At 60.4% G+C, this 10659-nt stretch carries 16 protein-coding genes and 1 pseudogene; 4 read left to right on the top strand and 13 right to left on the bottom strand.

Annotation, left to right across the window (positions count from 1 at the left end; genetic code table 11):
- The 13 genes and pseudogenes from ABDZ36_RS08710 to ABDZ36_RS08650 form a co-directional block, all read right to left on the bottom strand.
- Positions 1 to 435, bottom strand: a 435-nt coding sequence (locus ABDZ36_RS08710; RefSeq protein ID WP_343749283.1) for an ArdC-like ssDNA-binding domain-containing protein, incomplete at its 3' end; no start/stop codon positions are given.
- A gap of 87 nt (positions 436 to 522) precedes the next feature.
- Positions 523 to 870, bottom strand: a complete 348-nt coding sequence (locus ABDZ36_RS08705; RefSeq protein WP_211313641.1) for a DUF8013 domain-containing protein — start codon at positions 868 to 870, stop codon at positions 523 to 525.
- 71 nt (positions 871 to 941) lie between these two features.
- The gene (locus ABDZ36_RS08700; RefSeq protein ID WP_211313642.1) at positions 942 to 1943 is read right to left on the bottom strand and encodes a DUF6610 family protein; all 1002 of its coding nucleotides are present in this window, start codon (positions 1941 to 1943) and stop codon (positions 942 to 944) included.
- 124 nt (positions 1944 to 2067) lie between these two features.
- On the bottom strand, positions 2068 to 2289 hold the full coding sequence (locus ABDZ36_RS08695; protein ID WP_211313643.1) for a DUF8129 domain-containing protein: 222 nt from the start codon (positions 2287 to 2289) through the stop codon (positions 2068 to 2070).
- Between the two features lie 66 nt (positions 2290 to 2355).
- The gene (locus tag ABDZ36_RS08690; RefSeq protein ID WP_211313644.1) at positions 2356 to 3516 is read right to left on the bottom strand and encodes a hypothetical protein; all 1161 of its coding nucleotides are present in this window, start codon (positions 3514 to 3516) and stop codon (positions 2356 to 2358) included.
- Between the two features lie 171 nt (positions 3517 to 3687).
- Positions 3688 to 4230, bottom strand: a complete 543-nt coding sequence (locus tag ABDZ36_RS08685; protein WP_211313645.1) for a hypothetical protein — start codon at positions 4228 to 4230, stop codon at positions 3688 to 3690.
- On the bottom strand, positions 4227 to 4691 hold the full coding sequence (locus ABDZ36_RS08680; RefSeq protein WP_343749282.1) for a hypothetical protein: 465 nt from the start codon (positions 4689 to 4691) through the stop codon (positions 4227 to 4229). Before ABDZ36_RS08680 ends, ABDZ36_RS08685 begins: the two co-directional genes overlap by 4 nt.
- A gap of 197 nt (positions 4692 to 4888) precedes the next feature.
- Positions 4889 to 5020, bottom strand: coding sequence for a hypothetical protein (locus ABDZ36_RS08675; RefSeq protein WP_008458061.1), 132 nt, complete (start codon positions 5018 to 5020; stop codon positions 4889 to 4891).
- On the bottom strand, positions 5020 to 5637 hold the full coding sequence (locus ABDZ36_RS08670; protein ID WP_343749281.1) for a DUF6166 domain-containing protein: 618 nt from the start codon (positions 5635 to 5637) through the stop codon (positions 5020 to 5022). The genes ABDZ36_RS08675 and ABDZ36_RS08670 overlap by 1 nt, the downstream gene beginning before the upstream one ends.
- Positions 5634 to 6119 carry an HNH endonuclease gene (locus ABDZ36_RS08665; protein WP_211313647.1) on the bottom strand — a complete coding sequence of 162 codons (486 nt, stop codon included), beginning with the start codon at positions 6117 to 6119 and terminating at the stop codon, positions 5634 to 5636. The genes ABDZ36_RS08670 and ABDZ36_RS08665 overlap by 4 nt, the downstream gene beginning before the upstream one ends.
- 127 nt (positions 6120 to 6246) lie before the next feature.
- On the bottom strand, positions 6247 to 6510 hold the full coding sequence (locus ABDZ36_RS08660; protein WP_211313648.1) for a type II toxin-antitoxin system RelE family toxin: 264 nt from the start codon (positions 6508 to 6510) through the stop codon (positions 6247 to 6249).
- Positions 6503 to 6781: a ribbon-helix-helix domain-containing protein gene (locus tag ABDZ36_RS08655; RefSeq protein WP_121570670.1), complete on the bottom strand. Its 279-nt coding sequence runs from the start codon at positions 6779 to 6781 to the stop codon at positions 6503 to 6505. The genes ABDZ36_RS08660 and ABDZ36_RS08655 overlap by 8 nt, the downstream gene beginning before the upstream one ends.
- Before the next feature lie 49 nt (positions 6782 to 6830).
- A pseudogene (locus tag ABDZ36_RS08650) lies at positions 6831 to 7010 on the bottom strand (DUF6166 domain-containing protein); the annotation flags it as partial.
- A gap of 201 nt (positions 7011 to 7211) precedes the next feature.
- On the opposite strand from ABDZ36_RS08650, the gene ABDZ36_RS08645 reads away from it, so the two are divergent.
- The 4 genes from ABDZ36_RS08645 to ABDZ36_RS08630 all read left to right on the top strand — a co-directional run bounded on the left by ABDZ36_RS08645 (position 7212) and on the right by ABDZ36_RS08630 (position 10346).
- The gene (locus ABDZ36_RS08645) at positions 7212 to 7889 is read left to right on the top strand and encodes a helix-turn-helix domain-containing protein (RefSeq protein WP_343749280.1); all 678 of its coding nucleotides are present in this window, start codon (positions 7212 to 7214) and stop codon (positions 7887 to 7889) included.
- A gap of 52 nt (positions 7890 to 7941) precedes the next feature.
- Positions 7942 to 8793 (top strand): aldo/keto reductase, encoded by an 852-nt coding sequence (locus ABDZ36_RS08640; protein ID WP_211313649.1) that lies wholly within the window; start codon positions 7942 to 7944, stop codon positions 8791 to 8793.
- Between the two features lie 156 nt (positions 8794 to 8949).
- Positions 8950 to 9330 carry a cupin domain-containing protein gene (locus tag ABDZ36_RS08635; RefSeq protein WP_211313650.1) on the top strand — a complete coding sequence of 127 codons (381 nt, stop codon included), beginning with the start codon at positions 8950 to 8952 and terminating at the stop codon, positions 9328 to 9330.
- 2 nt (positions 9331 to 9332) lie between these two features.
- Complete coding sequence (locus tag ABDZ36_RS08630) at positions 9333 to 10346, top strand: aldo/keto reductase (protein ID WP_211313651.1); 1014 nt, start codon at positions 9333 to 9335, stop codon at positions 10344 to 10346.
- Positions 10347 to 10659 lie beyond the last annotated feature (313 nt).

Raw genomic sequence — 10659 nt, 5'->3', positions numbered from 1 at the left:
CACCGGCGCGGGCTTGAACCCGACCAGCCCCTCGGACCACTCTTCGGGCGGCGTCTCGTCGTACTCACAATCGCTGTCCTCGTGGTAGCTCGGCGAGTTCTCGCACTCCGGGCACTGTTTCGCGATGATTGGCGCCCAGATCCAGATGGCCGACTCACCCTCTTTGACGTGACGGTCGAACTCCTCCTGCCACGTCCGGTAGCCAGCCACGCGGGTTGCCTCGGGACACTGCCGCTTGATGAGGAGCGTGTTCCGGTAGGAGTAGTCGTGGAACCGACTCTGGACATCGAGCCACTCCTGGAACTCTGCGCTGGCCTGCGCGTCGTCGACGCCGGCGACGAGGTCGTCGATCCACTGTTCGATGGTACTGTTCATCTCGTCGGATCGCGTGTCGGTCTGGTCGAAGGAGACCGACGAGTCACTGGTCGTAGCCATTGTGTGCACGGAATCGAGTTCACGGCGACTGCATCAGTTCAGACCGCGCCGCACCCCTCAGGGGCGTTCAAAAAACCGCTCTGTCGGTTAGCGGAGCTCGTGGCGTTCGTCCGCAAAGCCGACCGTGACGAGGTACTCGAGGAACTCGTCGAACCGCTCGACGTCGCTGGGCGTGTCGGTCGCAAGATGACGCGCCCACTCGATGGCCCACTGGAAGGCGGGATCCGTCCCGCCCTTGCCGTGAATGTACCACCAGCGCGCCGCCTTGAGAACCACTATGGGATTCGTCGGCGGCTGCTCACCGGCGAGCCCACGGGTGATGGATTCGATTTCGTCGGGGACGTCGGCTGGATCGACCTCCGCTGATTGCGTGTTGTCGATATCGACCGGGATCTCGTCGATCGAGACGTTGTCAGGACGCTGTTGTTGACTCACTGGAAGTCACCTCTGAGAGCTTTCGAAGGAGCCCTCGCCCTCTCTGGGGGCACGAAAAACAGGTCGCGAAGTCACGCCGGCGGGAGGTAGACGCTCTGTTCGCCGGCGATCTCCTCCAGGTTGTTTCGATGACGATGGCTGAAGTAGCACTCGTAGCTGCAGTATCCACAGATTGCGCCGGTATCGTACTCGGCGACGTACGGGCCGCGGCGAGTTCGCCAGACGTTCGCCCCGCACTCGGTACAAGCGGCGTCCTCGAGATCGGCAGGACCCGGTCCCTCGTACTCGACGTCGAGCCCCTCGTCTTGCGGTGTCGTTTCGGGCCAGATTTCGTGGGTCCTCCAAAACTCACGGACGCGAGCGAGGCTGTGGCGCACCGTCTTTCGCACGGTGACGTGGTCGGCGTCGCGACCGCTGTCGTCCCAGCCATCGGCCGTCCAGAACTCACCGAACTGTGCGCCGCGATGCAGCCCGTTCCAGTCGACGCCGACGATGTCGGCTGGTGGCTCGTCCGTGAGTGTCGGTCTGGTCAGCTGTCGAATGGCGTCGAGCTGCTTGGGCGGACTCCCGCCGAGGATGTGGACGCGCCGCCCTCTCCAATCGGCTGGATCGGAGAAATCGTGGGCCAGTCGGTCGGCGTATCCCCGTGAATACCCGAGGACGAGGGTCTCGGGTATCGCGTCGATCACCGCTCGCGACTTCGGAACGACGATGAGCTCGGCCTCGGGATAGCTCGCTTGGATCTCACGAGCCGCAGCGACGTGGGCGTCGACGTCGTCGATTTCGTCGATGTCCCCGATGACCCCGACCTCTGGTTCGTGATCGAAGAAGCGGTCGACGAACCGCTCCAGATCGGGATTTCGGAAATCGTTGTCGAGCATCCCAACGGGAAGGCTGAGGTTCTGATACTGCGTCTCTTGGTACCCACAATCCTCGCGAAACCCGGGAAGGAAGCCGAGTTCGACAGCGTCGACGACAAACGGCGCTCGATGCAGAAACGCCACATAGTCTGCTTGTCTGGCGGCGGCGATTTCACGGGCGGTGCTGGCGCTGGAGCTCAGCTCGAGAGACATGATTAGGCTTGCGAGGCCGCTGCTGGCTGCCCCGCACCCTTTCAGGGGCCCGAAAAACCGAGGCACAGCCTGTTAACCAACAAAAGGGGAAACCTACGCGGGGTGTGTTGGTTAAGACCAGAGCTTACTCTTCGTCCTCACGTAGCTCTTCAGCCTTCCACTTGAGCCGGCGTAGGATCTGCGTCCGATTCTGGTGGGCGTTCTCGTAGGCAACACACTCTTGGAGGGTTTCCATATCCGGGATCGTCGCGATACCAGCCTTGATCAATCGGTAATTCGGTGCTTCAAGACGCTTCTCAGGTGGGAATTCGTCGTCACTCCCGTCGCTAATCATGGACTGTTCCATCTCGGTAGCCCTCCACCCCTCCAGGGTGAGAAAAACAGAACAGACGACTACATCACCGACGCGGCGTCAGGCCATCGCCTCTTGGAACCGCTCACGCAGCGCGTCCTCGCGTTCTTCGAACTGCTCGACTTTCTCCTGCAGGTCGTCGCTGACGCGCTCGATGCTCGCCAGCGCTCGTTCGCCGGCCAGCGAGGCCTGTGACCCGTCGTCCCCGTCCGCCTCTAGCTGCTGCTCGTAGGCCTGCTCGACGCGCTCGATCGTACCTTCCGGGTTGAACAGAATGTCGTTGGCGATGCGGACGTACTGATCGAGGGATGCCCCCTCTTTCCCCCGGAAGAAGTGGGAGAGGGCGTACGTCGCGCCGGAATGCAGCGTCCACATATCGATCTCGAAGGGGGACCCCGCATTGGCTTCTGCATCGCCGGCGGCACGCTCGGCCAGGTAGTCCGGGAACCCCAGCAGGGTGTAGAACTCCGTGACGGTGAACGGGAGTTCGGAGAAGTCGAGTTCGATGTCCTGGGCGTCCCGGATGAACTCGAAGAGGTCGTCGGCGACGAGTTCGACCTGTGCGAGGAGCTCCTCCCACCAGGTCCGGAAGTTCCGCACGTCGCCGACGTGTTTGATGACCTCCTTGTCGGTGAGCGAGCGCATCGTGTTCGAGCAGTAGCCATCCTGAGCGAACCCCTCCACGTAGACGGCGTGCTCGCCGAAGAAGTCGTAGCCCGACGTGACGCCCATCGTGATCGGCTCTGACCGGCCGGGAAGACGCACCTCGAGGCCGTCGAACATGATGTCCATATGGACCTCGCCGCCCCCGCGGTAGCGCCGAATCTCGCCGAACATCACGTCGCCCAGCGGCGTCCCGTCGATGGTCTCCTCGCGAAGGACCTCCTCCAGGGGGCCGTAGACGTCGACCGGGTTGATGATCGAGTACGAGTCGGTTGGGATATGGAACAGGGAATCTGTCTCGGTGTCCTCATCTCGGGCCTGCTCCCGAGCGCGACTTGGCTCGACGAGTGCGTTGAACCGCTCCGTCTCAACCCACTCGTCGGTGTAGGGATTCTGGTACGCCACGGTCGTCTCGACGGCCTGCGGAAGATTGCGAATCGCCTCGGCGAAGGTCACAGGGTCTGCATCCCCGTGTCGCTCTCGGTACCACTCTGGTAGTTCGGTGTCGGTACGCCCATCCACGCCAGCGAAGATGGTTCTGGACTCTGGATCTTTCATCTCAGTCACCTCACTTCAGGAATCCTCGTCGACGTGCGACTGCATCGTCTCGCGCCCTGCGCCCCTCTCCCGGGCGCAAAAACAACACCACGTTAACCAACGCCCGTCTCTGAATGGCGGGGAGTGTTGGTTAATCCAGATCCAGTCCACGGCTCGGATCAGATGTCGGAACTACTCAGATTCGTCTCTCCGTACCCGGACCTGCTCAGGATTTGGAACCCAGGGGTGTGCTTCCCAGCAATGCCGAGCGTGACTATGCGGTGAGTCGAACTCTCTACTACAGGATCCACACTCGTAGGTGGCATCGGGCCAAGGCTCGCTGACGAACATCGCTGTCACCGTCGTCGCCACCGGCTCGGGGGCCTCGCTCCGCGTAACGTACCTGTAGCCGAGAACCGTCCGTTGGCCTATCGCTGTTCGGGCGATCTCGGTGGGCTTGTCCTCGGGGAGATACACCCAGCGAACGAAGTCGTCGACCGATTTCTTGGCTGAGGGCTGGAGGATGAACCATCGCTCGTGGTCATCTCGGAACAGGTAGCGTTCGGTCCCCCTGTTTTGGAGGTATATTGGGTCACCCCTACCTGGGACGAGCCGTAGTCCGAGCGACGGCGATACCGGTTTCAAAAGCTGGTCGACGACCGATGGGCCGTCATCTGTCTGGCTGTCCGAATCAGCCTCCGCTACGAATTCATCGAGACTGGCATTCGTGGTCACGGGGACCACCTCCCGAGTGAGGCCTGTTCCCGGTCGGACTCAGCTGGAACTTCGCAGAGAAACCGCCACTTTGGCTGCTCTCGGATCTGCTTATCGGGGCGATTTCCCGCTTGGCCGGGGTCCGTTTTACCGGCACAGTGCCAGCCCTTGTCTCTGAGCGCTTTGACCATCGAGCCGTCGAAGTCGGCTCGCACGAACGTCAGCAGGAGCCGAACGCCTCGTCGCCGACCGTGCCGACGCACGAATCGTTCCATCGACCGGGCGAGGGCGGCAGAGGCGAGATTGGGGAAATCGACGCCGATGCAAATCCGTGCTGCCTCGACGATTTCGTCACCCTCGAATCGCGTTCCGTCGTGCTCCAGCGAGCGAATCAGCGGATAGCGCCACGTAATCGCACCTAGTAGCTGGTCCTGGTAACAGAGTCCGTGATGGACGAGATTCGTCCGGGGGACATCGTCCATATAGGAGTGATGTGCTTCGTAGATCGCGCCGGCGACATGGCGCGGGATCGATTCGATATGGACGCGCTCTGCGAACCGCAAACCGAGCGGCGCCGTGACCGGCTGCCCCTCCCGATGGATGGGACACGAGCACCCCTCGGGGGTAGGCGTATATTGGAAGCCGGTACTCCGTATTTGGTCTAGAGAGTGAGTTTCGGTCACGAGTCGGTGTCGTCGGTGCGCTCCTGTCGGTCGTTGTATCGCTCCAGTTCACGCCCGATTTTCTCGAGCGCCTCGACACCACGTTCGAGGAGCTGATGGGTGGCTCGCGCCAGTCGAAGCGTCTCCATCAGTGCTCCCCCTCCGGGGGTTCGATGAGGTCGTTGCTCTCTTCGGCGAGTTCTTGGATTACCCGTTCCACGTCAGCCTCCTCGACAACTGTCCGATGTGCGAGCGGGGCAGGATATGCCCGGTCACCCTGGCTGCAGAGCACGACCAGCCACTCGTCGGTTCCATCCCCGAGTACGATGTAGTGGTCGCGGTCAGCGCGCTGGAAGACCCGCCGGTCCGGGCGGGAGACGGTTCGCCAGTTCTCGGGGAGCGTCGGTGACGGCCTTCCACCGTCGGCGAGGGCGACGACGTCGTCGGTAAGGGTCGCCATCGCGGCGTCGATCTCCTCGCCGGGGAGGTGCCAGCACGCCGCGGCACCGTCGCACTCCAGCTGCGAAACCACCTGATTCCGGAACGCGATGTAGTGCTCACGGGCGAACTGCTCATCGTCGTAGTAGTCGAGGAGGAGCGCGCACGCGAGCTGGGCGGGCCCGCTTCCTCGATACCCGACCTCGAAGCCACTCGGACTGTGGTTGACGAGATCGAGACTGCGGTCGGGCGTGAGCTCTGTGCCCTCGGGACGGCGAGTGACAACGAGCTCTCCACGTCGCCGCCGGCCGACGTATGCCGTCGTCATTTGAATCGCCCCCGTTCGTCCCGCTCGCGATTGGACACGTCCCACTCGTGGTTGGTTGGTTTAATCTCGGACCCGAAGCCGTGTCGTTCGGCGTGTTCGGTGCGACTGAGGAGTTCGAGATTCTCCGGCCGGTTGTCCCACCTGACACCATTTTTATGATGAACGTGCTTGTCAGCGACGGCGTCGAATCCGCGCTCTGCCACCATTACGAGTCGGTGGATACCGACCGAGTCTGTCGTCCCACGATAGTTTGTGGCACAGATGACGTAGCCACGGTCGGTGAACACGGCGGGATGCCGTCGACGGTTCGGGGCCGCCTCATGTGCGTCTCGACGAGGAATGTCGAACTTCTTCATCCACTTATGAACCGTCGGTTGCGTACAGTCGAGCTTATCTGCGATCTCGTTCGTACTCAGCTCCTGTTCCCAGTAGAGTTCGTAGAGGAGCGATTCGTCTCGCCAGGGATACTCTGAATCGGTCATGGCTCGGTAACGGGGAGTGGCTTCCCCCGCGCCCCTCTCGGGGGCAATAAACACTACCGAGCGGAATCGTACTTGAATCTCAGATCCAGTCCGTCACCGACCCGGGCAGGTCTGCAGACAGCGTGAGTTACGGTGGGAGGTGACGGTCGTAGATATTCCGCCGATGCCCGACCGCCTCGACGATGAGGACATCCTCGTCTCGGTCCCACGTGATGATCGCACGGTAGTCACCGGCACGAAGCTTGTAGTACGGGTAGCCGGTGAGCTTTTCGAGTCGGTGGGAGGTCCAGTCTTTCGCCTCGTCGAGTTTCTTCACCAACCGCTCTTGCGCTTCCGATTCGAGCCCCTCCAGCAAATCGAGTGCTTTCGGTGTCCACTTGACCTCAGTCATCGATGCCCAGCCGGTCCTTCACGTCGTCCTGCGATACCGTCTCGCCCTGCTCCCGCTGCTTGCGGCTCTCGGCCAGATGCTCCAGCGCTTCCTCGGACAGTTGCGTTGGCGGGTTGACGGCGTCCCGGAGCGCGTCGCGGATGAACTCGGATTTGTTCGCGTAGCCACGTTCCTCCCAGACGTCGTCGACCTGTGCCAGCAGCGACTGTGGCACCCGGACGTTGATTTTCTCCATTTCACCGTCGCCGCCGGCGTCGCTGTCAGTACTCATATGCTGTGATACGCTTGTATCACGTAAGTAGCTTCGGTTGGATACGCGAACTGTGGTTGACGAGGTCCAGACTGCGCTCGAGGGAGAGTCGCCGATGCTCCGAGAGGTTCAGCACGACGGCTTGGCCGTCGACGCGGAAGCCGACGTATTCGACTGTGGCTTGGTGAGCCTGACCTGGCGATGCGACTGGAACCGATTCCGAACTTGCTACAGGTACATTCCCGTTCATCGTTGCTCGCGGGCGGTTCGGTGACCCCCGCACCCCTCTCGGGGGCAATAAACACCACCCGCCCAGAATTGTCCTTGAGTTACAACGGATCAGCTGATTTGCTCTACGAGGGTGGGGTTGCTCAGACCATCTCCTGTCGGAGTAATCCCTGTAAACACGGGAGTCCCGAACGTTAACTACCGGGGAAGCATACGTCTATGTATGACAATTACGACTGAGTTTTCCCTCAGTTCACCGTCTCTCCCGCTGGTCAGTATCACTGAGAGACTCCCACCGGACCAAATTGAGTGCGTCCATGGGCTCTGTTTCGAACAGGACGCCCGGATGTTCATCGTCAAAATCGATTCCGATGTCAACGTTTCAGAAGCCGACTTGGAATCGCTGGACGAAGTCCAAGAGGCGACAACGATCGGCTACGCGGGCGAGCAAACCGTCCACAACCTTACGATAGACCTCGCCGACGCGATCTCGGAAGTATTCAGTGGGGGCAGTTCCGTAGCGGCCAAACTCGAGCCGACCGTCGTCACACCGGACGGATGGTACGAAAGGAAAGTGTACAAGGACCGTGATGCGTTCATGGAGTCCCGGACCCGCTGTGAGAACTACGGGATCTCGCTCGACCTCATCTCGATGACCTCCACTTCCGCTACATCGGACGATGCTATCCCGTTTGGGTTGACTGAACGGCAATACGAGGCGCTGACACTCGCGCTCTCTCGTGGCTACTACGAGAGCCCACGACAGACCTCGACTGAGGAGCTCGCTACGGAACTCGGCATCTCACAACCCTCGCTCTCGAGACTCCTCAGGCGGGGTGAGCGGCAGCTACTCTCTTCGGCGCTCCAAACACAGGAGCACTTAAACACGGTTTCCAATTAGCACCGTCGCTATCTGGCCGTAATCCCTCTGATTTTGTAGACAGAGACCTACTATGAAGACAGTTGAACTCAACAACGGTGTGGAGATGCCGATTCTCGGATTCGGCACGTATCAAATCGAGGACCTCGACGAGTGCGAACGAAGTGTTTCGGAAGCCCTCGAAACAGGCTATCGACTCATCGATACTGCGGCGTCGTATGAGAACGAGGAGGCGGTCGGGCGGGCAATCGAGAAGAGCGACGTGCCGCGAGACGAGGTGTTCGTTACGTCAAAACTCTGGGTGCAGGACACCGGCTACGAGGCTACGTTGGACGCGTTCGAGCGATCGTTGGACCGACTGGGCCTCGACTACCTCGACCTGTTTCTGATTCATCAGCCCTACGGCGACGTCCACTGTTCGTGGCAGGCTATGGAAGACCTCTACGAGGACGGCAAGATCAGGGCCATTGGAGTCAGCAACTTCCACCCCGACCGGGTGATGGACCTCATGGTCCACAACGACGTCGTCCCGGCAGTGAATCAGATCGAGACGCATCCCTTCTACCAACGAACCGAGGATGCAGCATTCCTCGAGGAACAGGACATCAAACACGAGTCGTGGGGGCCGTTCGCCGAAGGCCAGAACGACATCTTCGAACACGACGTGTTGACCACGATCGGAGACCGCCACGGCAAATCCGCTGCACAGGTAGTGCTTCGATGGCTCATCCAGCGCGAAATCGTCGCCATTCCGAAGTCGGTTCACGCCGACCGGATCGCTGAGAACTTCGAGGTCTTCGACTTCGAACTCACCACGGAGGAAATGGAGACGATCGCCGAACTAAACGAGGGCGAAAGCCAGTTCTTCGACCACCGAGATCCGGAGATGGTGAAGTGGCTGGGGGAGGCTGAACGGGACACGTGAGCTGATCTGAGCGCTCTCCCTACGTGACCTATCCGTCTCTCAGACGCGATCTCCGGTATCCCCTTCGCCACTTCAGAGACGACGGGAGTTAAATACGGTTTCCAGATAGCATCGAAGTCTTGGATATCAAACCCGCAATTCGCAAACGTACAAAACATGGATGTGACAAACGTCCCGGCCGCTAATAGAGAAGAATCCGATCACCCGGCCCAAGTGACGACGGCGCTCGTTTCGGATGGTGTTTCGAGCGAGTTCGACGGGAACACCGTCCGCTCGGTGGAAGTTACGTTCCGACCGGGAGAACGAACCAAATTCCACACGCATGCTGGCGTACAGGTGTTGTACGTCACTGAAGGCGAAGGGATCGTCGCGACCCGCAACGGAGAACGTGAGGTCTCGGAGGGCGACCTGATCGTCTTCGAGCCTGATGAAGAGCACTGGCACGGGAACACACGGAATGCCGATTCGCCGTTCAGCCACCTCGCCTTCATGGCTGAACCGGACGGATCTGAAGTAACTGCCCTCGAAGAACCATAACCATGGAATACACGACTCTCGGTTCGACCGGAATGGAGGTCAGCCGCATCTGTCTCGGCGGGATGAGTTTCGGCGTGAGTGACTTCCACGACTGGACGCTCGACGAGGAGGGCTCGCGCGAAATTATCGAACGCGCGATTGACCTCGGTATCAACTTCTTCGACACGGCCAACGCGTACTCAAATGGAGAGTCCGAGGAGATCATTGGGAATGTTCTCGGAGAGTACGACCGCGACGAACACGTCGTCGCCACGAAATGCTACTTCCCCACGAACCTCTTCTCCGATGCAGACGAACCGCACCCGAACGCGTCGGGACTCTCCCGGAAGACTGTCGAGCAAGAACTGGAGAATTCGCTAGACCGACTGGGGATGGATACCATCGATCTCTACCAGATCCACCGGTGGGACTACGAGACACCCATCGAGCAAACGCTGCGTGCCCTTGATGACGCAGTTCGACGCGGGAACGTTCGATACATCGGCGCGTCGTCGATGTGGACTCACCAGTTCGCCGAGGCACTGTACACCAGCGAGCACCTAGATCTTGAACAGTTCGTGACGATGCAGGACCACTACAACCTCGTCTACCGCGAAGGCGAGCGGGAGATGTTCCCCTTCTGCGAGAAAGAAGACATCGGCGTCATCCCGTGGAGTCCGCTCGCACAAGGATACCTCACCCGCCCCCACGAAGAGATGACGGCGACGACCCGCGGCGAAGAGCTCACCGAGACGCACGAGGAATACCGGATGGGCGGCGGACCGGCCGTCAACGAGCGAGTTGAGGAACTCGCTGCGGAGAAGGGGGTGACGATGGCACAGCTCTCGCTGGCGTGGTTACTCCACCAGGACGTCGTCGATGCACCGATCGTCGGCACCACGAGCGTCGAACATCTCGAACAAGCCGTCGAAGCACTCGATATCGACCTGACGGATTCAGAGCTAGAGTACTTGGAAGAACCGTACGAGCCCCTGCCGATTGCTGGGGCTCCTGTCCCTGGGTCGGAAGCCAACTAGCGCCTCGGTGATATGAGGCCGCAGTCACTCCACAATGAGAGAGAATACCCTACGTACTTCGAACGATTCAGAGATCGATAGAACGAGTCGGCGAAAACTGCTAGGGGCAGCTGCAGTGGCAGGAGGTGGATTCCTTGCGGGATGCATAGACCCGAGCGGGTCCGAGACGGAAGAGCAGAATACCCCCTCCCAGACTGCGGATGAGAACGGCGTGTTGATCGTGTTTTTCTCTCGTACGGAAAACACCATCCGTTCTAGTTTAGTGGCAGTCAAAGGCGAACTCACCCGATTCAACGTCTCTGCGTAACCGTTG

The sequence above is a fragment of the Halarchaeum salinum genome (assembly GCF_039520965.1).
GTDB classification, from domain to species: Archaea; Halobacteriota; Halobacteria; order Halobacteriales; family Halobacteriaceae; genus Halarchaeum; species Halarchaeum salinum.
Note: the sequence above shows the minus strand (reverse complement) of the source record. Positions and strands in the feature narration are given on the sequence as shown.